Consider the following 24,265-nt stretch of genomic DNA (forward strand, 5'->3'; position numbering starts at 1 on the left):
TAAAAAATAGTGACATAAATGTCACTATAGAGAACAAAAAGCCGAAACGTTCAAGTTTCAGCTTGAGAATTATTAATCTACTTTGTAGAAGAAGTAACTGTCGTCTGTGGTGCCACTTAGTTGTTGTCCCATCCAAAGACGCTCTTTTGTCTTATCAGATTGGTCATCAGCTGTCTCTGATGATGACATTACAGAACCAGTCAGAGATACTCCTTTAGGTAAGAATGCAATCATTCCACCTCCAGGACCAACTACTTTTGGTACAAGTCCTGCTTTAAAAAAGCCATCAGTAATTTTACCATATTCAATTGCTACTTTCTCAGTATCACTTACTAACCCATTTTTATCAAAGGTCATTGTATAGCCTTTACCATTCTTCCAAGTTCCAGCGATACTTGAGAAATCACCATTCTGAATAGCATTGATGTCCATACCAGTCTCTTTGTTTGACTTGCTATCGCTACTACTATCTTCTGTCTCGTCACTACTTGAGTCGTCAAAATCATACCAATCTTCGGAAGATAAATCCAAAGTCTGTTCGTTACCTAAGCCAACCTTACTTGCACCATCAGTTGTCTCAGACATGCTGAAATCAACTGATTGAAGCTGGTTAAAGGCACCATCTTTAATTTCATAGGTCTCAGCCTTTGCTTCAGGCTTCATGCGCTGGAATAGTTGACAGTAAATTGTACCATCTTTATAAAATTTCATAGTGCTCAAGTAACCACCCTTGGCAAAAGTTCCAGCACTTTTGGCAAAAACAGGCTTATCATCATTATCAAGATAATATAGCGCATGGACACTGTCAGGAGTACCAATCAAAAGTTCAGCTGAGCCATCATGGTTGATGTCTACATAGCTATATTGCACGTTTTCTCCTGCTCTTTTAGCATCAAAAATAGTGCTAGTCGCATAAGCTTCGTCAGACGAAAGATCACTTGGAACAGCCGATGTATCACCGTTCAGAGCAATGGGACGATAGAGGTCCAAGACCGAAGCATAGAGCTCATCGTAGCTCACTTCCTCGGTTTCGGACGAATCGCCACTCACTTGCTCAGACTTAGCAGTACCGTCTCCTGAACCTGAAATGTCCGTATTCGTTGCGTTACAAGCCGTCAGCAAAAACAAACTTGATAGGAGTGCAAATCCTGTTAATTTCTTTTTCATAACTATCCTTTCATAAGAAACGACCTAACGTTAACATTAAATCATTTAAATCTCTCTGACGTTATATTAACAATTGTATGATTATCAAGTCAAGTATTTTTTTGAAAAATTAATTTATATTTATTTGTCAAGAACACTTATATAATCCGAGCTTTCACTATGACTAAACAATTTCAATCTCAATAAAATTAGAGTTTTAATTAAAAAATCTAGACATTAGATGGTAATTCTTTTTACAATTACAAGTATACGAATCAAAAAAAGCCGGATCTCAGTCCAGCTTTTATCTGTCTATTTCTACTTGGTCATGAAGTAGGTGATAATCACCAACACTGCTACGATAGCTAGAACAACGGCCAGAAATCCTAGCATGTAGCGCAAGAGAAAATAGGTAAATGGAAAATTTTCTTTCATGTTTTACTTTGCCTCATACCATGTGCGGCCGTCATTCTCATCTGCGATGAGAGGAACAGCGAGTTCGACTGCAGCTTCCATGGTTTCTTTAACCAAGGCCTTCATAGCTACAAGTTCGTCGTTTGGCACCTCAAGGACGATTTCATCGTGCACCTGGAGGAGCATCTTAGTTTTATAGCCACCTTCTACCAGAGCCTTGTCTAGGTTAATCATAGCAATCTTGAGGATATCAGCGGCACTTCCTTGGATAGGCGAGTTGATAGCTGTACGCTCTGCGAAGTTGCGGACGTTAAAGTTACGAGAATTGATATCTGGCAACTCACGACGGCGGTGGAAGAGGGTCTCGACATAGCCCTTATCCTTGGCTTCACGAACCACATTATCCATATAGGCCTTGATACCAGGATAACGTTCAAAGTAGGTGTCGATATACTCCTTAGCCTTCTTACGGCTAATGCCTAAGTTGTTGGATAGACCAAAGTCAGAAATGCCATAAACGATCCCGAAGTTAACAGCCTTTGCATTACGACGGTCGTTAGGTGTAACATCCTCTGGCTTTTCAATACCAAAGACACGCATGGCTGTAGAGGTATGGATATCTGCCCCCTCTTTAAAGGCTGCAATCAAATGTTCATCTCCCGAAATATGGGCAAGCACGCGCAACTCAATCTGTGAGTAATCCGAGCTTAAAAGGACTGCGTCCTCAGTCGATGGGACAAAGGCCTTACGAATGAGACGACCTTGCTCCAAGCGAACGGGGATATTTTGCAGGTTGGGATCCACTGATGACAAACGACCTGTCTGAGTTAAATCCTGCACATAACGGGTATGAATCTTGCCATCCTCAAGGATATAATCTTGAAGCCCCAAGACATAGGTAGACTGAAGCTTGGTGATTTGGCGGTACTCCAAAATTTTAGCTACGATTGGAGCAATTGGAGCCAAACGTTCAAGGACATCCACAGCTGTTGAGTAACCTGTCTTGGTTTTCTTAGTGTATTCCAAAGGTAGCCCCATCTTTTCAAAGAGGATAACACCCAACTGTTTAGGCGAGTTAATATTGAACTCCTCGCCCGCCATTTCGTAGATTTCTTGGGTCAATTTATCGATGACTACTTGGTTTTCCACTGCCATCTCGTTAAGGGTTTGCCCCTTGACCTTAATACCAGCGATTTCCATCTTAGCTAGCACATTTGCCAGTGGTAACTCCATGTCAAAGAGAAGCTCTGATTGACCGTGTTCAGCCAATTTTTCAAGCATAACCGGTTTAGCAACCTGAAGGACCTTGACTTTTTTAGCTAGATGGCTGAGCAAGACCTCTTTTTCAGGAACCGCACGCTTAGCTCCCTTGCCATAGACCACTTCATCTGTTTCCAACGGTAGGTCCGTATAGAGACGGGCAATGGTTGACAATTCATTGTCTTCAACGGTTGATAGCAGATACTTGGCCAGACGTGCATCAAAATTAGCCGTAGGCAAGTCAATCCCTAAATGGCTCAAAAGCACCTTACTACGCTTGAAATCGTAGATATTAACAGCTTTTGAAAGAGCTGTCTGGAATGCCTCTGATTTGAGTAGGTCAGTATCTGTAGACGCATGAATCTGCTTGTCATTCCCCCAAGCAAAACCGATGATAGGTTCTGTGTGATAATTGTCACCGAGAATTTCAAAATAGAAGAAATCATCAGAGCTAAAGTGACCCGCTGTCACTTGGCTAGGCTCAGTATAGGCCACATCAAAATCCTGCGGCACAGCCTCGCCACCAAGGGCATTTTTGAACTGAACAAAGCCCATCTCGTCATAAAAGGCTGCCAATTTTTCAAGGTCAGGTCCCGTAAAGGCCGTATCATCTAGGCCAATTTCAATAGGAGACTGGGTATCAATGGTCGCCAAGGTCTTAGAAAGGAAGGCCTGTTCCTTATCATTGATGAGATTTTCCTTCATTTTGGACTTCTTCATCTCATCAATATGCTCATAGATACCTTCAAGGGAACCGTGTTCCAAGAGGAGCTTGAGACCAGTCTTTTCACCAATCTTAGTAACTCCTGGAATATTATCGGACTTATCACCCATGAGAGCCTTAAGGTCGATGAATTGCGCAGGGGTAATCCCCATTTTCTCCATGAGGTAGTCAGGTGTGAAGGCCTCAAACTCAGCCACACCCTTCTTCGAAATTTCAACGACAGTATTTTCGTCAGTCAGCTGAATCAAGTCTTTATCCCCAGAGACAACAGTAATTTGATAGTCCTCACTGGTATTTTCAGCCATCTTAGCCAAGGTACCGATAATGTCGTCTGCCTCGTACTGAGCCAGATCATAATAGGCGATACCACGTGCAGCCAACATCTCACGGATATAAGGGAACTGCTCACGGAATTCCTCTGGAGTCTTGGCACGACCAGCCTTATAGTCCGCAAACATCTCTGTACGGAAAGTTGTTTTTCCAGCATCAAAGGCTACCAAGACATGAGTCGGTTGGATACGCTCAAGCAGGTTGTCCAACATGAGGTGGAAGCCATAAATGGCATTGGTATGAAGGCCACTATTGTTACGAAAACGGTCAATTTGATTATAAAGTGCGAAAAAAGCACGAAAGGCAACGGATGAACCGTCAATTAGGAGTAATTTTTTCTGATTAGTCATAGGTTTATTATAGCATAGATGAGAGCATTGGTTTTAATTGAAAATCTCTTATTTTAGGGAGACTCTTTTGTAAAAATAGCTAGTCAACATCTGATGACAAAAGTCCGCCCATAAAACGACCTCAGGCATTTCCCACCTCCACGCCCCATAGGCAAATGTGCTATAATAGAAGCTATGAACACAAAGATTTTAGACCAATTAGAATTTAACAAGGTCAAGGACCAGTTCACAGAATACCTGCAGACTGAACAGGCTCAGGCGGAGTTACGTGACTTGGTACCTATGACCAATCCAGAAAGAATTCAAAATCAATTTACAGAAATTCAAGAAATGGCTGAGATTTTCGTAGAACACCATGGCTTTGCCATTGGTAGCTTGCGAGATATTTCTGAACCCTTGCGTCGCTTGGAACTGGATGCTGACCTCAACATTCAGGAGCTCATTGCTATCAAGAAGGTGCTACAAGCTTCAGCTGACCTTGGTCGCTTCTACGCTGACCTTGAAAATGTTGAGCTCGTCGCTCTTAAACGTCTTTTCGAAAAGATTGAGGCCTTCCCAAGTCTACAAGGTAGCCTTCAAAGTATCAATGATGGTGGTTTTATTGAGCATTTTGCTAGCCCTGAGTTGCAGAATATCCGTCGTCAACTCAAATCTTGCGATGATGCCATTCGCCAGACCTTGCAAGACATTCTCAAAAAATCTGGCCACATGTTGGCTGAGAGTCTGATTGCTAGTCGTAATGGTCGTTCAGTGCTTCCTGTCAAAAATACCTACCGTAACCGTATTGCTGGGGTTGTGCATGACATCTCAAGCTCCGGAAACACAGTGTATATCGAGCCACGCGCCGTTATCCAACTTAACGAAGAAATTACACAATTACGTGCAGACGAACGCCATGAGATGGCTCGTATCCTGCATGAATTGTCTGATCAACTCCGTCCACAAGCTGCTGCTATCGCTAACAACGCTTGGATTTTGGGCCACATGGACTTCATTCGAGGAAAATACCTCTATCTCCAAGATAAGAAGGCGGTTATCCCAAAGATTAGTGACAACCAAACACTCCAACTGCTTAACGTTCGTCACCCGCTCTTGGTCAATCCAGTGGCCAACGATTTGCGCTTTGATGAGGACCTCACAGCCATTGTCATTACAGGTCCCAATACCGGTGGTAAAACGGTCATGCTTAAAACTCTAGGATTAGCACAACTGATGGCTCAATCTGGTCTTCCAATTTTGGCTGATAAGGGCAGTCGTGTAGCCATTTTCCAAGAGATTTTTGCCGACATCGGAGATGAACAGTCTATCGAACAGAGTTTGTCAACATTCTCTAGTCACATGACTCACATTGTCGAGATTCTGGATGCTGCCGACAGCAACAGTCTTGTCTTGGTCGATGAGCTCGGGGCTGGTACTGACCCTCAGGAAGGGGCTAGTCTAGCCATGGCAATCCTAGAGCACCTCCGTTTGAGCCAGATTAAAACCATGGCTACTACTCACTATCCTGAGCTTAAGGCCTATGGGATTGAGACGCAACATGTGGAAAATGCCAGCATGGAGTTTGACACAGCGACTTTAAGCCCTACCTATCGTTTTATGCAGGGAGTTCCTGGTCGCTCTAACGCCTTTGAGATTGCTCGCCGCCTCGGTTTGAATGAAATTATTGTCAAGGAGGCAGAAAACCTCACGGATACTGATAGTGATGTCAACCGTATCATCGAGCAACTTGAAGCCCAAACTGTGGAAACACAAAAACGTCTGGAACACATCAAGGACGTTGAGCAAGAAAACCTTAAATTCAACCGTGCGGTCAAGAAACTCTATAATGAATTCTCCCATGAGTACGACAAGGAACTCGAAAAGGCTCAGAAAGAAATTCAAGAAATGGTGGATACAGCTTTGGCTGAGAGCGATAGTATTCTCAAAAATCTCCACGATAAGAGTCAACTCAAACCTCATGAAGTTATCGACGCCAAAGGAAAACTCAAGAAACTTGCCCCTCAAGTGGACCTCTCTAAGAATAAGGTCCTTCGTAAGGCCAAGAAAGAAAAGGCTGCGCGTGCCCCTCGTGTCGGAGATGATATCATCGTTACCGCCTATGGTCAACGTGGTACGCTTACCAGTCAAGCCAAAAATGGTAACTGGGAAGCCCAGGTAGGTCTCATCAAGATGACACTCAAGGCGGATGAATTCACTCTTGTTCGTGCCCAAGCGGAAGCCCAACAACCTAAGAAGAAACAGATTAACGTGGTTAAGAAAGCCAAAAAGGCATCTGGTGGTCCTCGTGCTCGTCTAGACCTTCGTGGGAAACGTTACGAAGAAGCCATGCAAGAGCTTGATGCCTTTATTGACCAAGCCCTACTTAATAACATGAGTCAGGTGGACATCATCCACGGTATTGGTACAGGTGTCATCCGTGATGCCGTTACCAAATATCTCCGCCGTCATCGCCATGTTAAAAGTTTTGAATATGCCCCACAAAGTGCCGGTGGTTCCGGATGTACCATTGCAACCTTAGGGTAAAAATAGTTAAGAAAGACTGAGACCTTGTGTCCGGTCTTTTTCATATCCTACCAAAACAAATAACAAAAAAGTCTCCCTTAATCAAGGAAGACTTCTATTTTCTATATCACACTTGTCCACAAATGCTGGATAATCTGACTAACTGGAAAATAACCATTAATCAAGATACGTAAAACCCAGCTCGATGACAAAAGCGTTTGAATGTTGTTCATAGGAACAGTCGCAAGAATATTCCCCAACATAGTCAAAGGCACAAGACTCACTAAGGTGGCCAAGACGCCGCCTACCACTTGGTAACGTCTTTGATCAAGTCGCTCAATTCTCACAAAGTGGAAGAAAATACCAAGAAAGCGTAAGCCATAATAGGCTATACAGTAGATAGCAAAATAAGCAACGCCCGCATAATAGACACGGTCAAGTGAAAAGATGTTCTGATCTTTAAAGAAAGCTATGCTAGCATCTTTTGTTGGATTGGTATAAGGTACCCAAAGATTGATAGCCTCTCCTAGCGACCGGTAGAAATAGGCCGCCACACACATGGCGATAATGACTGAAACCACGTAATAGGCTTGCATAAAGAGGCCTCGACGGTAGCCAATGTAGAAATTCCAAGCCATAATGGCTAAGACAAGGAGTCCAATCATGCGTCATCCTCATCGTCATTTGTAGCTGTCGCCTTAACCTTGAGCTGCTCAAGTTGCTTAGCTCTCAACGTTGCCAACTCTTTTTCCATATCTTCAACTTGAATTTCGCGTTCCAACTGAGTCGACAAAGAATTGATAGCCATTAGAATAGCGATCGTTTCATTGTCAGCATTTTTCATCTGCTCTTTGATAATTTTATATTTCTCGTGGGCAACACGCTCCACCTCTTCCATGAAAAGGTTGTCCTTATCAGTTGTTAGCGTGAGGTTCTTCTCTCCAAAATGAAATTTGTAACGGTTCTTATTTGCCATTTGCTTGTTAGCTGCCAATCAATGGTGGTCACAGATTCGCCACCGCAGCTTCTCCTTATTTTATTGCTTTTATATCGCCATTTTTTAGCAAGATTCAGATACTTACTCTGAGGCGTGTTCGATACTTAAATGCCAACCCATTGCCTCTAATTGTGGAAAAAAGAGCATGGTTAGGCATTCTCTTTCTAATCATTATATCCTAAATTTTAACTTTCGTAAATTTTAGACTTTGCACTTCTCTAGAAAAATAATTTTCAGAGATTCCGAGTCTGTAAAATATCTACCAATTCTCCTTTTTTGTGCTAAAATAGATTTCATGGGCACAATCGTATTAAAAATGACAGCAGAGCAGATTTCGACACTCCAAAAGGACCTGGCAAACTATGCGACTGCGACTAAAAATCCTTATGCAAGTTTTTCAGCCAAGGTCGATGGAATAAGTGTCATCGCCTATACTTCAGGAAAGGTAACTTTCCAAGGAGCTAAGCCAGAAGTCTTGGCTAGCCGTTTTGGATACCAAGCTGAACCTAAGCATTCACCTGATGGGCAAAACCTAGCCCTAATTGGATCAGACGAAGTCGGAAATGGCTCCTATTTTGGTGGTCTAGCTGTTGTAGCTAGTCTAGTTACCCCGGCTGACCATGCCTTTTTGAAATCTCTTGGGGTCGATGATTCTAAAAATCTTAATGATATCAAGATTCGTCAGATTGCACCTATATTGGAGGAGAAAATTCCTCACAAAGCACTCCTTCTTTCGCCTAGAAAGTACAATGAAGTGGTTGGAGACGGTAAGAGTCATAATGCTGTGTCCGTTAAAGTAGCTCTCCACAATCAGGCTATCTTTCTATTGTTACAATCAGGTGCTAAACCAGATAAGATTGTCATTGATGCCTTCACCAGTGAGAAAAATTATCAAAAATACCTCAGGAATGAACGCAATCGCTTTGACTTTCCTATTACTTTAGAAGAAAAGGCTGAGGGGAAATACTTAGCTGTCGCAGTGAGCTCTATCATCGCTCGCAATCTCTTCCTGGAAAATCTTGACAAACTCAGCCAAGAGGTTGGCTATACCCTTCCTTCAGGTGCTGGTGCTAAATCTGACCAGGTCGCAACTAAGCTTCTTCAAGCCTACGGAGATCAGGCTCTCCAAGCTACTGCTAAATATCATTTCGCCAATACCAAAAAAGCCTACCAACGCTTAAAATAACCCTGAAAGGCCTTAACTATGAAAAACAAATGGACCCAATACTTCCTCATTTTCCTTCGTGAATGGGGACTCTTTATCCTCTTTATCACATTTTTCCTTTTGACTCGCCTCTTCCTTTGGCTCCCTGTCCAGGTTGACGGCCACTCAATGGATCCTACTCTAGCCAATAATCAACGTGTTATCGTTTTGAAACACACATCTATTGAACGCTTCGATATTGTCGTTGCAAAGGAAGTCGAAGACGGTAAGACGAAACAAATCGTCAAACGTATCATCGGTATGCCAGGTGATACCATTACCTATCAAAATGATAAACTTACTGTCAACGGTAAAGAAGTCAAGGAAGAATACCTCAAAGAATTCCAAGCTGCCTTTGCCAAGGATAAGCTACAAAAAGAATATGCTTACAACGATGACAAGAGCAAGAGTAGCTACTTCCAACAACTAGCTAAGGATGCCAAGGCTTTTACAACCAATGCTGACGGCAACACGACCTTCTCTGTCACTGTTCCTGAAGGCAAATATTTCCTACTTGGAGACAACCGTATTGTTTCCAAAGATAGTCGAGTCGTTGGTTACTTTGACAAGAGCGCTCTTGTAGGGGAAGTTAAATTCCGCTTCTGGCCACTCTGGCCACTTAATAAAATTGGTACTGTTGAGGACAACTAAAAACACTGAATAAGATAAGGTTGGGGAAACCCAGCCTTATTATGTATCTAGGAAAAACACATGCAAGAATTTTATTTTTCAGGAACTATCGAACGCGTCATTTTCGAAAACGCTAGTAATTTTTTCCGTATTCTACTCTTAGAAATTGACGAAACAGACAGTGATTTTGAGGACTATGAAATCATTGTTACAGGAACCATGGGAGATGTCATGGAAGGTGAAGATTATACCTTCTGGGGTCAGCTAACCAATCATCCCAAATATGGTGAACAACTCCAAATGACGCGCTACGAACGGTCAAAACCTTCTGCTAGCGGTCTTATCAAGTATTTCGCCAGCGACAATTTTAAGGGGATTGGTAAGAAAACAGCTGAGCGTATTGTCGAGATTTATGGTGAAGACCCTATTGACAAGATTCTCGAGGATCCGAGCAAATTAGAACAGATTCCTAATCTGTCCAAGGTCAATCGAGAAGCCTTCGTTGCAAAGTTAAAAATCAACTATGGAACCGAGCAAATCTTGTCCAAACTTTCCAGCTATGGACTCACACCAAAAGCTGCCTCACAAATTTTCAACCAATATAAGGAAGAATCGCTCAACCTTATCGAGGAACACCCTTATCTCTTGGTAGAGGAAGTTCAAGGAATCGGATTTAAAATAGCTGACCAACTAGCCGAACGCTTAGGAATTGCTAGTGATGCTCCTGAACGTTTACGAGCTGCCTTGATTCATTGTCTGCTAGAAGCTAGCATGGAAGAAGGCGACACCTATATCGAAGCCAAAGCCTTGCTTGAACGAACTATCATCCTTTTGGAAAGTGCTCGTCAGATTGAACTTGACCCCGCCTTAGTCGCGAAGGAATTAACCAATCTCATCCAAGAGGATAAGGTACAAAATGTAGAGACTAAAATCTTTGATAATACCCTATATTTTGCGGAACAGGGCATCTATACCCACCTAACTCGTATCATGAAAGACCAACCTGACATTAGTGCTGAGGACAAAATCCAAGCAAGTCTTGAAGAGGTGGAAGAGGAGCTTGGTATTACTTATGATAAGGTTCAAAAAGATGCCATTATCAAAGCCCTACAAAGCAAGGTCTTCATCCTGACAGGTGGCCCCGGAACAGGGAAAACCACTGTTATTAACGGCATTATTAAAACCTATGCCGACCTTCATGGTCTAGATCTCAAAAAGTCTGATTTGCCTATTATTTTAGCGGCACCAACGGGACGGGCTGCTCGTCGAATGAACGAACTCACCCAACTCCCTAGTGCCACTATCCATAGACATTTGGGACTCAATAGCGAGGACGATTTCAAGACCTTAGAGGACTATCTCGATTGCGACTTGATTATCATCGATGAGTTTTCTATGGTTGATACTTGGTTGGCCAACCAACTCTTTGAAAGTATCTCTGATTCAACCCAAGTCATCATTGTGGGTGACCAAGACCAGCTGCCTTCCGTAGGCCCTGGCCAGGTCTTGGCTGACCTTTTGCAGATTGATAACTTGCCAAAGGTTTCCCTAACCAAAATTTTCAGACAATCCGAGGACTCCACCATCGTTACCTTAGCTAGCCAGATGCGACAAGGGCAACTCCCCGCTGATTTCACAGAGAAAAAGGCTGACCGCTCTTACTTTGAGGCCAATGCCAACCATATTCCACAGATGGTTCCTAAAATTGTCTCTGCCGCTATAAAGAGTGGGGTTGCTGCTCAGGATGTGCAAATTTTAGCCCCCATGTACCGAGGACAGGCTGGTATCAACAATCTCAATACCATTATGCAGGACCTACTTAATCCTCAAGAAAAGGCCAATCAGTTTGCCTTTAATGACATTTTCTTCCGTAAGAACGACAAAATTCTCCATCTGGTCAACGATACCGAACTCAATGTCTTCAACGGCGACATCGGCATCATTACTGATCTCATCCCTGGTAAATATACTGAAAGCAAGCAGGACGAAATTTACATGTCCTTTGATGGCAATGAGGTTATCTATCCTCGTAACGAATGGAATAAGATTACTCTGGCCTATGCCATGTCAATCCACAAATCCCAAGGGAGTGAGTTCCCAGTCGTTATCCTTCCTATCACACGACAAAGTGGACGTATGCTACAACGTAACCTCATCTACACCGCTATCACACGCGCCAAGAGTAAGCTAGTCATGTTAGGGGAAATCGCAGCCTTTGATTATGCCGTTCGCAACGAAGGAGCTAAACGAAATACTTTTCTCATCCAACGTTTTGAACAAACTTATACACAAGCTGTTGATAAGTCTGTCGAAAAGATTGTTAAAAACGAGGCAACAGAGGCACCCAATCAAACAAAAACGAAAAACAACTACCCCTCAGAAACCTTTGAAAACAAAGACTTCTCGGAAAATATCAATCCATCCCCAGATCTTGTTAACACTTATTCACAACCTGTGGATAAGTCTGTTAACAAACCTGTGCAAACAGAAGAAAACTATCGTTTAACTGAAGAAAATTGGGCAACTATAGATCCAATGATTGGGCTCAGTGAAGACGATATTGCTGCTTTTTTTAACAATAACTAAAAAAGACTTGGAAAGCGACTCACTAAGAGCAACTCCAAGTCTTTTCATTTGCTAAAATACGAAACGAATCAGGGCCATAGATATTATACCGACGATTACTGCATAGAGTAGATTTTTGCTCTTAAAGGCTACGATTACCGTTGGCACAGTAGCCAGTATTTCCATCCACTTAAACTGTGGCAAGTGACCAATCTTCTCAGCCGTGAGACTAGAGAGAATCAAGGCAAAGAGGATAGAAACTGGTAAGTAGTGCAAAAATCGAACAACGATATCTGGTAGCCCCTTGTATTTCACTAAAACAAAGGGAAGCACACGAGGAACCCAGCTAACCACAAACCCAAGTAGAATAGCAATGAGAATAAACTTATTGACGGCCATCACACATCACCCCCACACTACATCCAACCAAAGTAGCCACTAAAACAGCCAAAGATTCCGACAAGATGACACTAAAGCTCAGATAAGCCACAGCAATAGATAGTAAAATCAAGAGTAGCTTACGCACTCCTTCCCCTAACAAGGCATCAATCTGACTACTTAACAAACCTATAAACATGGCAATCAAAGCAAAATCCAAACCAAAAAGCTCAGGATTAGGAATCATGGAACCAATCAAACAACCAATAACTGATGATACAATCCAAACCAGATAGCTGAAAATATTGTTACCATGCATCCAGTTAGCAGGAATATCTTTATGATGCACATATTCTCCCAATAAAACACCATAACTTTCATCCGTAATCAGACTACCAATTCCCAGCTGATTCCAGAGGCTTGTTTTTGTAAAAATCGTCGTTGCATGTAAACTCATCAACATGTTACGCAAATTAACCAAGAAAACAGTCAAGGTTAACTCACCTAGGCCAGCTCCTGCAACTACTAAGGCACACATGGCAAACTGGGCCGAGCCACCATAGACCAAGGCACACATGAGGCCAACCTCAAGGGCTGATAGACCCGAAGCGGCTGCTACAACACCAAAGGCTAGACCAATAGCTACATAGCCTAAAGCTGTCGGTACCGCGGCTTTTACACCTAAACGAAAGTCAGACACACTCAATTCCTTTCTAAAGGAACCTCTTACCAGACTAGTAAGAGGTTCTTCTTATTCTTCAAATCCTGCAAAGGCTAGACTTGGTTTTGCATTCAAGTCCAACTCAGCAAAATGTTTTTGATCACATTCAATAGCTGCTGCTAGAGCAATCATACCAGCATTGTCACCACAGAGACGTAAAGGCGGAATAACTACATCTACATCTGTGATTTCTTCAGCCAAACGTTCACGTAAGCCTTGATTAGCTGCCACACCACCCGCAACAACAAGTGTTTTGACAGGGTAACGCTCCAAGGCTTTCTTAGTCTTGGCTAGGAGAATATCCAACACAGCAGCTTGGAAAGAAGCACAAAGGTCTTCTTTAATTAGGACGTCACCCTTTTGCTCTGCATTATGGTGCAAATTAATGAAGGCTGACTTCAAGCCTGAAAATGAAAACTCCAAGTGGTCTTCCTTAATCATAGCACGTGGAAAATCATAAACATCTTTCCCTTTATGAGCTAACTCATCAATTTCACGCCCGGCTGGGTAGGTCAACCCCATCACACGCCCGACCTTGTCATAGGCCTCACCAACTGCATCATCACGTGTCTCACCAACAATCTTGTAATTCCCCGGTTCTGACACATAAACCAACTCTGTGTGTCCCCCAGACACCAAAAGTGCTAAGAGGGGATATTTCAATTCTTGAACCTCACGCGCTGCCATAAGATGCCCAGCCATATGGTTAACTGGAATCAAAGGCAACCCATGTGCCCAAGCGAAGGCCTTAGCCGCTGCCATCCCGACCAAGAGCGCCCCGACCAAACCAGGACCATAGGTTACTGCTACAGCATCTAGTTGTTCAGCAGTAATTCCCGCCTCAGAAAGGGCATCTTTAATGCAAAGAGTCACCACTTCCACATGGTGACGACTAGCCACCTCAGGAACAACACCACCAAAACGTTTATGGCTTTCCACCTGACTGGCAATAATATTACTTAAAAGTTCCTTCTCATTTTTCAAAACGGCAACTGAAGTCTCATCACACGAGCTCTCCACTGCCAAAATATATCTATCTGCCATTAGACTTCCTCTCGCCTCATGATAACTGCATCTTCTTGAGGCTCATGATAATAATTTTTCCGAATCCCTAGACTTTCAAAACCAAATTTTCTATAAAGTGTCTGAGCGACTTGATTTGAAGCCCTCACTTCTAGGAATATAGGTTCACTACGCTCTTCCAAATGCTTCATCAGCTGACTAGCATAACCACGCCCCTGGTAAGCTTTTAAAATGGCGATATTGGTCACCTCAAGTTCACCCACTAAATTTTGAAGGGCTAAAAAACCAACAACTTCTTCCTGATCATAAACATAGAAATACTCCGTAGTATCCAAAGCCAAGTCTGCTACCACTTGTTCTATCGTCCACGGAGATTTGTCATAAACATCCGACAAAATCTGATAAATCAGTTGAGCTTGCTCTTGGCTACTCAATCTAGACGCGCTTGATGTAGTTGTCACGGTTAGTCTCCTCATGCGTCTTAAGCCAATTCTCTTCCGCCTCAACCCGCTTCAAGTAATGTGGAACAAAAGCATCCACATCAACAGAAGGCAAGGACAAGCCTAAACGACCAATTAACTGGGCTGACGGAAGACTTGACAAGATAGTTGCTTCTGGAAGGCTTTCTTTAATCTGATCCACAAAATTAGCCACTTCACCGACAAATGTCACCTTTTCAAAAGTTTTAGCTTGCTCCAGAACATCTACAAAAGCTGCATGGCAATCTGGGACGAGAGCCTGACCATTTTCATAAAAACCAACGTAAACATTATTACGACGGGCATCCATGATAGGAATCACAACACCGTCAACTGTAAGGTCTGTCAGTGCCTGTAGACTTGAAACTCCCACCAAATCAATGTCGAGGGCATAGGCTAAAGTCTTAGCTGTTGCGACAGCCACACGAAGCCCTGTGTAGGATCCAGGACCCTGTGCAACCACAATACATTCTAAATCAGACGGTTGCCAGCCTGCCTGAGCAACTAAAAAATCAATGGTGGGCATTAGACTAATACTGTGGTTCTTTTTTACTGTGACAGTTGACTCTGCCACTAGTTTCTCATCTTCTAACAAGGCTACTGATAAAGCTGTGCTAGAAGTATCAAATGCTAATATTTTCATCTTTTTTCCTTGTTTCCTTTTATGCTTTTCTATTATAACACAAGTCACTGTTTCCCAGAAACGAACATTTTCCAACTTTTTCCGCCATTTTCTTTATCTAGCCCTTATCTTATGGTACAATAATAGTAATTGTTAAACGAATCAAGGCTACTAGCTATTACTCATAAAGTGAATATCATAACGTCAAGTAAATCATAGAAAGATTAACTTGACCGGTTTTTTTATAGAATGGCAGAGCCTTTTGGAAAGAAAGGAAAACCATGATTTATAAAGTCTTTTACCAAGAAACTAAAGAGCGTAATCCACGCCGTGAACAGACAAAATCACTCTACCTAGATATCGATGCAGAAACTGAACTTGAGGGACGTATCCAAGCTCGTAAAATCATCGAAAAAAACACTGCCTATAACATCGAATTCATCGAGCTCCTCTCAGAAAAAGCCCTTGAATACGAAAAAGAAACAGGCGTTTTTGAAGTAACGGAGTTCTAAGACCATGGCATCAAAAATCAATCTAAAACCTGAAGAAGTTGGGGTTTATGCGATTGGTGGTTTGGGGGAAATCGGTAAAAATACCTATGGTATTGAATACCAAGATGAGATTATCATCGTCGATGCGGGTATTAAATTCCCCGAGGATGATCTTCTCGGAATCGATTATGTTATCCCGGACTATTCTTACATCGTTGAAAATGTTGATCGTGTAAAGGCACTTGTCATTACCCACGGTCACGAAGACCATATTGGTGGGATCCCCTTCCTTCTTAAACAGGCAAATATCCCAATTTATGCAGGGCCACTTGCTCTTGCTCTTATCAAAGGAAAATTGGAAGAACACGGACTACTTCGTGACGCACAACTCTATGAAATTAATGCTAATACAGAGCTTACTTTCAAAAATATGAGCGTGACCTTCTTCCGCACTACTCACTCAATTCCAGAACCTCTCGGTATTGTCATCCATACACCTCAAGGTAAAATTGTGTGTACCGGTGACTTTAAGTTTGACTTCACCCCAGTAGGTGAGCCTGCAGACCTTCACCGTATGGCTGCACTTGGTGAAGAAGGCGTTCTTTGCCTCCTCTCAGACTCAACCAATGCTGAAGTACCAACTTTCACAAATTCCGAGAAGGTCGTTGGTCAATCCATCATGAAAATTATTGAAGGCATCCACGGACGTATTATCTTCGCCTCATTTGCCTCAAACATTTTCCGTCTGCAACAAGCTGCCGAAGCCGCTGTAAAAACTGGCCGTAAGATTGTTGTCTTCGGACGTTCTATGGAAAAAGCCATTGTCAATGGGGTTGAACTAGGCTACATCAAAGTTCCAAAAGGAACTATCATTGACCCTAGTGAGATGAAAAACTACCATGCCAGTGAGATTCTTATCATGTGTACCGGTTCTCAAGGAGAGCCTATGGCAGCCCTTGCACGTATCGCTAACGGGATGCACCGCCAAGTGACACTACAACCTGGTGACACTGTTATCTTCTCATCTAGCCCTATCCCAGGAAACACAACCAGCGTTAACCGCTTGATTAATACTATTCAAGAAGCTGGTGTCGATGTTATCCACGGTAAAATCAACAATATCCATACCTCTGGACACGGTGGTCAACAAGAGCAAAAACTCATGCTTCGTTTGATCAAACCAAAATTCTTCATGCCTGTTCACGGTGAATACCGCATGCAGAAGGTCCATGCAGGTCTTGCTGTTGATTGTGGTGTTCCAAAAGATAATATCTTCATTATGGAAAATGGCGATGTCTTAGCCCTAACAAAAGACTCTGCGCGTCGTGCAGGTCACTTCAATGCTCAAGATATCTATGTTGATGGTAATGGTATTGGGGATATCGGAGCTGCCGTTCTTCGTGACCGTCGTGATCTTTCTGAAGATGGTGTCGTACTTGCCGTAGCAACTGTCGACTTCAAGTCTAAGATGATTCTAGCCGGTCCAGACATCCTCAGTCGTGGCTTCATCTATATGCGTGAATCTGGCGATCTTATCCGCGAAAGCCAACGCATTCTATTCAATGCTATTCGTATCGCTCTTAAGAACAAGGATGCTAGCATCCAATCTGTTAATGGAGCTATCGTCAATGCTTTACGCCCATTCTTGTATGAAAAAACAGAACGTGAACCAATCATTATTCCAATGATTCTCACACCTGATAAATAAAAAAATGGTGGCTGGATGGCTACCATTTTTTAGTTTAAATACAGTCTGGAGCACAACCCTTCCAGCAAGTAAAAAAAGCGCTTATAACGCTTTTTTCATTTTATGCACCTGGATAAATGTAAGATACTGAACCTGGTGTAGTTGAGTTTTGTGGGTCAAACCAACCACGATAGTTATTGATTTGTTGCTGGTTGTTATAGTTTGACTCCAAGATTTGAATTTGACCATCTTGACCAACTTCTGTTACATAACCAACGTGACCATAACCACCATCAGTCCAACATACAATTGATCCTGTCACAGGTGTTGAACCTACAGCATAACCTTGGCTAGCAGCGCTTCCTGCCCAATCGCCACCATTACCCCACCAGTTACTTGCCCATGGAGCGACTTCCTTAACACCCCATGTACATTGCCCAACTGGATAACGATTCCAAGTAGCATCTGAATCAGTAGCTGCTACCTCTGAAGAAGAAGCTTCTGTTGTTTCCTCAACTGCTGTCGTAGCACCTGAAACTTCCAAGCTTCCACCAGGAACAATTGTTGACCAAATAGTCATGCCATTTTCAGCTGCCAATTGATAAGGATCTACCCCATACTGACTAGCAATCCCGAAGAATGAATCTCCATTTTGAACTGTATAAGTATCAGCATTAACTGTTTGTGCGACTGTAAGACCGAGCAATAATGCACTTGAGGCTACTGCCAAAGCAGCTTTTTTTGTAGTTTTCATATTTCCCCCTGAATAAGATTAATATAAAATTAGTTTAACACTCTCATATTTTAATGCGATTAAGGGGGAATAAAGAAATATGACAAAAGAAAACAGCTCAGTTAAAACTACGTAATTTGTCCAAGAACTTAATGAATTTAGAATAAAAAGAAAACCAGGCATAACCTGATCTTCAAATTTAATTTATTAATAAATGTCCAAGTAGTTATCAATTTCCCATTGTGAAACAAAGGTAGCATAACTTGCCCATTCCATACGTTTCGCATCAAGGAAGTTTGTATAGATATGATTACCCAAAGCTTGGCGAACCACTTCATCTGTTTCCAATGCTTTAAGAGCGTTACGAAGTGTTGATGGCAAATCAATAATACCAGCTTCTTTACGTTCTTCAGGAGACATTGAGTAGATATTTGTTTCAACTGGATCTGGAGCATCAATCTTGTTAATAATACCATCAAGACCAGCTTCCAAAAGTACAGCAAGTGCCAAGTATGGGTTTGCCATTGGGTCTACTGAACGCAATTCCAAACGTGTACCCATACCACGAGACGCAGGAACGCGGATCAATGGTGAACGGTTGCTACCTGCCCATGCAATATATACAGGAGCTTCGTATCCAGGAACCAAACGTTTGTAAGAGTTAACTGTTGGGTTAATAATTGCAGTATAGTTGTATGCATGTTTCATCAAACCACCAAGGAAGTAGTAAGCATCTTGAGACAATTGCATACCACGTGGATCCTCTGGATCAAAGAATGCATTTCCTTCTTCAGTGAAGAGAGACATGTTACAGTGCATACCGCTACCAGCAATACCATATTTAGGTTTCGCCATAAATGTCGCATAAAGACCATGTTTACGAGCGATTGTCTTAACAACCAATTTGAAAATTTGGATATTATCACAAGCCTTCAAAACATCTGTATACTTGAAGTCGATCTCATGTTGACCAACAGCCACTTCGTGGTGAGATGCTTCAACATCGAATCCCATTTCTGTCAACACATTAACGATTTCACGACGTGTGTTATCTGCAAGGTCAGTTGGTGCAAGGTCAAAATAACCACCTTTATCGTTAACTTCAAGTGTAGGATTACCTTGTTCATCTAATTTGAAAAGGAAGAATTCTGGTTCTGGTCCAAGGTTAAATGATTTATAACCAACTTCTTCCATATGACGCAAAGCCTTTTTCAAGTTACCACGAGGGTCACCAGCAAATGGTTCACCTGCTGAAGTATAGATATCACAAATAAGACCAGCTACCGCACCATTTTCATCACCCCAAGGGAAAACAGTCCACGTATCAAGATCTGGGTAAAGATACATATCAGATTCGTTAATACGAACAAATCCCTCGATTGATGAACCATCAAACATTGCTTTATTTGAAAGTACTTTATCCAACTGTTCATCTGTCGCAGGAATTTCAACGTTCTTCATAACACCAAGAATATCTGAGAACATCAAGCGTAAGAAAGTAACATTTTTTTCTTTGACTTCGCGACGAATATCAGCTGCTGTGATTGCCATAATAGGGGTCTCCTTTATAAAAACCAAAAATAAAAGTTTAAAGCGTAATTAGATACGCAAGTTACCAAATTGTTGTGACGGGGTCGTAAAACGGCCTTGCTGAAGGAGTTCATCATGCAAGATACGACGAACGTCCGCATCTGTTAAAGCCGCTTGTTTTTGTTGGGCACGAACTTCACGCTCTTCGTACTCATGCTTAATCGCTGCTATATTGTAACCATCATCCAAAAAGTCTTTGATTTCCAATAAACGATCCATATCATTTAATGAGTACATACGACGATTTCCAGCTGTACGTTCAGGTTGAATCAATCCCTGATCTTCATAGTAACGAATTTGACGGGCAGTTAAATCTGTCAACTTCATAACCGTTCCAATAGGAAAAACAGCCAAAGAACGTCTTAGTTCTTTTTCTCTTGCCATGATCATCCTCCTTTCTTAACAATTATATTCTGAATATTTCTACATGTCAACTGTTTATGTTACTTTTTCTTACATAATAAGCTGTTTCCGAACATTATATTGTTTATTCACTCTAATTTTAGTTTTTTTATCCTAAAAAATAGAAAAATAGAGCTCAAGAGAACCTTATTATTCTTATTTTAGATGTTTAAGCAACCAATCATAATCATAATTGACTAGGATAGCAATAAAGACTCCACAAAAAGTTTCAAAGACTCGTGCAATAACATAAGTAAAGGTATTATCAGCTGGAATAGACAAAGTAATAATCAGAAGTGCAGCCACCCCTCCAATAACACCAGATGCATTATTAAAAGACACATTAATGACAATCGTCAGCATTGTCAAAATTGGAACCAATAGCAAGGTCACCCAAACTGAATGATTAAACCACATATTCACAAAGTAAAATAATAGCGACAAAAGCCCTCCAACCGTATTCGCAAAAATACGTGATTTACCAAACTGAATACTTCTGTCAAAGTTTTCTCGAAGACTAAAGACTGCTGTCAAACAACCAATCTGAAGCCCTTCCCACCCTAAAGCAGAAAAAAGACCTAAAACAAGAAAGACAGCAATCCCCGTCTTAAGTGTACGCATACCAAATTTAAATTTTTTCGGTTCAAATTTCAATCCCATTTTACTATTTTAACATGATTATGAAACTTTTGGCTACTTCTACAGTATTATGACGCAAAGTTCAAACTAATAATCGCAATTTTTTGAGAGAAATTTACTTCCCAATAATAATTTAAGCCTCTATCAAATATTCAAAGAGATGACACAAAAAAGAGTTGGTTTCCCAACTCTTTTCATTCTAATAGACTTATTTATCAGTAAGTGCAGCCAATCCTGGAAGTTCTTTACCTTCAAGAAGTTCCATAGAAGCACCACCACCAGTAGAGATCCATGAGAATTTATCTGCACGTCCAAGGTTGATTGCTGCAGCAGCTGAGTCACCACCACCGATGATTGATTTAACGCCTGGTTGTTTCACGATTGCATCCATCACACCGATTGTACCAGCTTGGAAGTCAGGGTTTTCAAATACACCCATAGGACCATTCCATACAACTGTTTTCGCACCAGTCAAGGCTTTATCGAATTCAGCAATTGATTTAGGACCGATATCCAAACCAAGGAAACCTGGGTCTACTGCTTCACCTTCAGTGTCTTTCACTTCAGTGTAGTCAGCAAATGCATTAGCTTCTTTTGAGTCAACTGGCAAGATCAATTTACCGTTTGATTTTTCAAGAAGAGCTTTAGCAACATCAAGTTTATCTTCTTCTACAAGTGAGTTACCGATTTCGATACCTTGTGCTTTGTAGAATGTGTAAGTCATACCACCACCGATAAGAACTTTATCAGCTTTTGCAAGAAGGTTTTCGATAACACCAATCTTATCAGATACTTTAGAACCACCAAGGATAGCTACGAATGGACGTTCTGGAGTTTCAACTGCTTCTTTGATGTAAGCAATTTCGTTTTCAAGAAGGAAACCAGCAACAGCTTTATCAACGTTTGCTGAGATACCAACGTTAGATGCGTGTGCACGGTGAGCTGTACCGAATGCATCGTTTACGAAGATACCATCTCCAAGTGATGCCCAGTATTTACCAAGTTCAGGATCATTTTTAGATTCTTTCTTGCCATCAACATCTTCAAAACGAGTGTTTTCAACCAAGAGAACTTGTCCATCTTCAAGAGCGTTAACAGCTGCTTCCAATTCAGCACCACGTGTAACACCTGGGATAAATTTAACGTCTTGACCCAATTTAGCAGCCAAGTCAGCAGCTACAGGAGCAAGTGATTTGCCTTCTTTATCAGCTTCTTCTTTTACACGTCCAAGGTGAGAGAAGAGGATTGCACGTCCACCTTGTTCAAGAATGTACTTGATAGTTGGAAGGGCAGCAGTGATACGGTTGTCGTTAGTGATCACGCCATCTTTTACAGGTACGTTGAAGTCAACACGAACGAGAACTTTTTTCCCTTTCAAGTCAACATCTTTAACAGTCAATTTAGCCATTTGATCAGACTCCTTAATTTTTTAATACGTTTTCATTATATCACAAAATGCATAAAAGAGATAGCAAAATCAGAAGGATTTCTAGCTTATTGCTAGTATAAGACATTTAGCATATAATCTAAATAGAAAGGTCGAATATCCATGAAAAAACCGCTAAACAAGAAGCAGAAACAAGCTGACCATGATCTAAATGTAATCCTTATTCTTACTCTTGTTCCTCTGCTCCTCTTTCTTACTCTTAAACCAACTCTTTTTTCATACACTAACCAAACCTCAGTACCGCTATGGCTGCGATTAATCTTATTAGCTAGTTGTCAATTTGCCATCGCAGGCTTAGGAACCAGCACTGTTATGCTTTATCGCAAAGAATCTTTCAGACACTTTGGATTAATCACCAAAAATCTAGTTACCACCCTTTTTCAATCTCTTCTTGTAGCCCTACCACTTATCATATTTAAAGGAATTACTCATCAGATTCATTCCTATCTACCTCTTCAATCAATACAATTAACAAAAGAAGTAATGAGCCAATCATTTCCTAGTAATATCCTGGCATACCTATTCATCTGTCTTATTTGGGGATTCTGGGAAGGATTTAACTATGTAGTCATCGCTGAAAAGATACGCATACGTTTTCCATCTCCTTACATTTGGTTAGATAGTGGGGCAATAACTTGTGCGATTTTTTGCCTCCTTATCCATGGAATCATTGGTTTTGATGTCTATACCCTATTTGAATCACTTACCGTTTTTATACTTATTTATGGTATGCTAGCTATACAAAAACATAATAAAAACGCCTGGGGTTGTGTCATGCTCTTTCTACTCATTTGGAATGCCTTCTAGCTTATTCATAAATCACAATCCTACTGAGATTATAACAGCCTATTTATACGGCTGTTTTATTATTTTGGAAAATAAAAAAAGAGCCGAAGCTCTTCTTTTTATACAATTGAATTATTTAGCGATTTTCGCGAAGTATTCAAGAGTACGTACAAGTTGTGAAGTGTATGACATTTCGTTGTCGTACCAAGAAACAACTTTAACCAATTGTTTACCATCAACAGTTTGTACTTTAGTTTGAGTTGCATCAAACAATGAACCGTAAGAAATACCTACGATATCTGAAGATACGATTGGATCTTCAGTGTAACCGAATGATTCGTTTGAAGCTGCTTTCATAGCTGCGTTCACTTCATCAACAGTAACGTCTTTTTCAAGAACTGCTACCAATTCAGTAACTGATCCAGTTGGAACTGGAACACGTTGTGCAGCACCGTCAAGTTTACCGTTCAATTCTGGGATAACCAAACCGATAGCTTTAGCAGCACCAGTTGAGTTAGGAACGATGTTTGCAGCACCAGCACGTGCACGACGAAGGTCACCACCACGGTGTGGTCCGTCAAGGATCATTTGGTCACCAGTGTAAGCGTGGATAGTAGTCATCAAACCTTGTTTAACACCGAAGTTATCTTGCAATGCTTTAGCCATTGGAGCCAAGCAGTTTGTAGTACATGAAGCACCTGAGATAACTGTTTCAGTACCATCAAGGATATCGTGGTTAGTGTTAAATACGATTGTTTTAACATCGTTTCCACCAGGAGCAGTGATAACAACTTTCTTAGCTCCACCTTCGTGCAAGTGTTTTTCAGCAGCATCTTTCTTAGCAAAGAAACCAGTTGCTTCAAGAACGATTTCTACACCGTCGTTAGCCCAGTCAATTTGTTCTGGGTCACGTTCAGCAGAAACTTTAACGAATTTACCGTTAACTTCAAATCCACCATCTTTAACTTCAACAGTACCGTCGAAACGACCTTGAGTTGTGTCGTATTTCAACAAGTGTGCAAGCATAACTGGATCTGTAAGGTCGTTGATGCGTGTAACTTCAACACCTTCTACGTTTTGGATACGACGGAAAGCAAGACGACCGATACGACCGAAACCGTTAATACCAACTTTAACTACCATTA

General features: G+C 41.6%; 22 protein-coding genes. 7 read left to right on the plus strand and 15 right to left on the minus strand.

Going from position 1 to position 24,265, the window contains the following annotated elements; all coding sequences use genetic code 11:
* Positions 1-72: 72 nt before the first annotated feature.
* Positions 73-1,167, minus strand: a complete 1,095-nt coding sequence (locus tag HMPREF1519_RS10575; RefSeq protein ID WP_037611246.1) for a DUF6287 domain-containing protein — start codon at positions 1,165-1,167, stop codon at positions 73-75.
* Positions 1,168-1,584: 417 nt separating this feature from the next.
* On the minus strand, positions 1,585-4,224 hold the full coding sequence (gene polA / locus HMPREF1519_RS04185; RefSeq protein ID WP_037611247.1) for a DNA polymerase I: 2,640 nt from the start codon (positions 4,222-4,224) through the stop codon (positions 1,585-1,587).
* A gap of 174 nt (positions 4,225-4,398) precedes the next feature.
* Here polA and HMPREF1519_RS04190 point away from each other — a divergent pair, with 174 nt between their 5' ends.
* Positions 4,399-6,747, plus strand: coding sequence for an endonuclease MutS2 (locus HMPREF1519_RS04190; RefSeq protein ID WP_037611248.1), 2,349 nt, complete (start codon positions 4,399-4,401; stop codon positions 6,745-6,747).
* A gap of 101 nt (positions 6,748-6,848) precedes the next feature.
* On the opposite strand, the gene HMPREF1519_RS04195 is transcribed toward HMPREF1519_RS04190, so the two are convergent.
* Both HMPREF1519_RS04195 and HMPREF1519_RS04200 read right to left on the minus strand, forming a co-directional pair.
* Positions 6,849-7,391, minus strand: a complete 543-nt coding sequence (locus tag HMPREF1519_RS04195; protein ID WP_002884677.1) for a CvpA family protein — start codon at positions 7,389-7,391, stop codon at positions 6,849-6,851.
* Positions 7,388-7,702, minus strand: coding sequence for a hypothetical protein (locus HMPREF1519_RS04200; protein WP_037611266.1), 315 nt, complete (start codon positions 7,700-7,702; stop codon positions 7,388-7,390). Before HMPREF1519_RS04200 ends, HMPREF1519_RS04195 begins: the two co-directional genes overlap by 4 nt.
* 316 nt (positions 7,703-8,018) lie before the next feature.
* On the opposite strand from HMPREF1519_RS04200, the gene rnhC reads away from it, so the two are divergent.
* From rnhC to recD2, 3 genes are read left to right on the plus strand one after another with little or no spacing between them, the layout of a single operon-like run.
* Entirely contained in the window at positions 8,019-8,909 is an 891-nt protein-coding gene (gene rnhC, locus HMPREF1519_RS04205) for a ribonuclease HIII (protein ID WP_037611250.1), read from the plus strand.
* 18 nt (positions 8,910-8,927) lie between these two features.
* On the plus strand, positions 8,928-9,578 hold the full coding sequence (lepB, locus tag HMPREF1519_RS04210) for a signal peptidase I (RefSeq protein WP_037611251.1): 651 nt from the start codon (positions 8,928-8,930) through the stop codon (positions 9,576-9,578).
* Positions 9,579-9,638: 60 nt separating this feature from the next.
* Positions 9,639-12,143, plus strand: coding sequence for an SF1B family DNA helicase RecD2 (gene recD2, locus HMPREF1519_RS04215; protein WP_037611253.1), 2,505 nt, complete (start codon positions 9,639-9,641; stop codon positions 12,141-12,143).
* Positions 12,144-12,194: 51 nt separating this feature from the next.
* Here recD2 and HMPREF1519_RS04220 read toward each other — a convergent pair whose 3' ends face one another.
* Genes HMPREF1519_RS04220 through tsaB form a run of 5 tightly spaced genes read right to left on the minus strand, consistent with a single transcriptional unit; the run spans position 12,195 to position 15,366 of the window.
* Positions 12,195-12,521, minus strand: a complete 327-nt coding sequence (locus tag HMPREF1519_RS04220; RefSeq protein ID WP_037611255.1) for an AzlD domain-containing protein — start codon at positions 12,519-12,521, stop codon at positions 12,195-12,197.
* Complete coding sequence (locus HMPREF1519_RS04225; RefSeq protein ID WP_002884750.1) at positions 12,508-13,200, minus strand: AzlC family ABC transporter permease; 693 nt, start codon at positions 13,198-13,200, stop codon at positions 12,508-12,510. Before HMPREF1519_RS04225 ends, HMPREF1519_RS04220 begins: the two co-directional genes overlap by 14 nt.
* Before the next feature lie 51 nt (positions 13,201-13,251).
* Positions 13,252-14,265, minus strand: coding sequence for a tRNA (adenosine(37)-N6)-threonylcarbamoyltransferase complex transferase subunit TsaD (tsaD, locus tag HMPREF1519_RS04230; protein ID WP_037611258.1), 1,014 nt, complete (start codon positions 14,263-14,265; stop codon positions 13,252-13,254).
* Positions 14,265-14,720 (minus strand): ribosomal protein S18-alanine N-acetyltransferase, encoded by a 456-nt coding sequence (gene rimI, locus HMPREF1519_RS04235; RefSeq protein WP_037611259.1) that lies wholly within the window; start codon positions 14,718-14,720, stop codon positions 14,265-14,267. Before rimI ends, tsaD begins: the two co-directional genes overlap by 1 nt.
* Positions 14,680-15,366 (minus strand): tRNA (adenosine(37)-N6)-threonylcarbamoyltransferase complex dimerization subunit type 1 TsaB, encoded by a 687-nt coding sequence (gene tsaB / locus HMPREF1519_RS04240; protein WP_037611260.1) that lies wholly within the window; start codon positions 15,364-15,366, stop codon positions 14,680-14,682. The genes rimI and tsaB overlap by 41 nt, the downstream gene beginning before the upstream one ends.
* A gap of 260 nt (positions 15,367-15,626) precedes the next feature.
* Between tsaB and HMPREF1519_RS04245 the strand changes: the two genes are divergently transcribed.
* Together HMPREF1519_RS04245 and rnjA are read left to right on the plus strand one after the other, a co-directional pair.
* On the plus strand, positions 15,627-15,857 hold the full coding sequence (locus HMPREF1519_RS04245; protein ID WP_022495963.1) for a DNA-dependent RNA polymerase subunit epsilon: 231 nt from the start codon (positions 15,627-15,629) through the stop codon (positions 15,855-15,857).
* 4 nt (positions 15,858-15,861) lie between these two features.
* Positions 15,862-17,544 (plus strand): ribonuclease J1, encoded by a 1,683-nt coding sequence (rnjA, locus tag HMPREF1519_RS04250; RefSeq protein ID WP_002884294.1) that lies wholly within the window; start codon positions 15,862-15,864, stop codon positions 17,542-17,544.
* Between the two features lie 100 nt (positions 17,545-17,644).
* On the opposite strand, the gene HMPREF1519_RS04255 is transcribed toward rnjA, so the two are convergent.
* The 5 genes from HMPREF1519_RS04255 to HMPREF1519_RS04275 all read right to left on the minus strand — a co-directional run bounded on the left by HMPREF1519_RS04255 (position 17,645) and on the right by HMPREF1519_RS04275 (position 22,295).
* Positions 17,645-18,277: a CHAP domain-containing protein gene (locus HMPREF1519_RS04255; RefSeq protein ID WP_002884730.1), complete on the minus strand. Its 633-nt coding sequence runs from the start codon at positions 18,275-18,277 to the stop codon at positions 17,645-17,647.
* 186 nt (positions 18,278-18,463) lie between these two features.
* The gene (glnA, locus tag HMPREF1519_RS04260; protein WP_002884322.1) at positions 18,464-19,807 is read right to left on the minus strand and encodes a type I glutamate--ammonia ligase; all 1,344 of its coding nucleotides are present in this window, start codon (positions 19,805-19,807) and stop codon (positions 18,464-18,466) included.
* Positions 19,808-19,855: 48 nt separating this feature from the next.
* Positions 19,856-20,230, minus strand: a complete 375-nt coding sequence (locus tag HMPREF1519_RS04265) for a MerR family transcriptional regulator (protein WP_004183576.1) — start codon at positions 20,228-20,230, stop codon at positions 19,856-19,858.
* Between the two features lie 174 nt (positions 20,231-20,404).
* Entirely contained in the window at positions 20,405-20,908 is a 504-nt protein-coding gene (locus HMPREF1519_RS04270) for an FUSC family protein (protein WP_022495962.1), read from the minus strand.
* 187 nt (positions 20,909-21,095) lie between these two features.
* Positions 21,096-22,295 carry a phosphoglycerate kinase gene (locus HMPREF1519_RS04275; RefSeq protein WP_002884739.1) on the minus strand — a complete coding sequence of 400 codons (1,200 nt, stop codon included), beginning with the start codon at positions 22,293-22,295 and terminating at the stop codon, positions 21,096-21,098.
* 141 nt (positions 22,296-22,436) lie between these two features.
* Here HMPREF1519_RS04275 and HMPREF1519_RS04280 point away from each other — a divergent pair, with 141 nt between their 5' ends.
* On the plus strand, positions 22,437-23,141 hold the full coding sequence (locus tag HMPREF1519_RS04280) for a hypothetical protein (RefSeq protein ID WP_022495961.1): 705 nt from the start codon (positions 22,437-22,439) through the stop codon (positions 23,139-23,141).
* A 111-nt stretch (positions 23,142-23,252) separates the two neighbouring features.
* On the opposite strand, the gene gap is transcribed toward HMPREF1519_RS04280, so the two are convergent.
* On the minus strand, positions 23,253-24,263 hold the full coding sequence (gene gap / locus HMPREF1519_RS04285) for a type I glyceraldehyde-3-phosphate dehydrogenase (RefSeq protein ID WP_002884461.1): 1,011 nt from the start codon (positions 24,261-24,263) through the stop codon (positions 23,253-23,255).
* Positions 24,264-24,265: the final 2 nt, after the last annotated feature.

Origin of the sequence: Streptococcus sp. SR4, from assembly GCF_000517725.1 — a bacterium.
Classification (GTDB): Bacteria; Bacillota; Bacilli; order Lactobacillales; family Streptococcaceae; genus Streptococcus; species Streptococcus salivarius_F.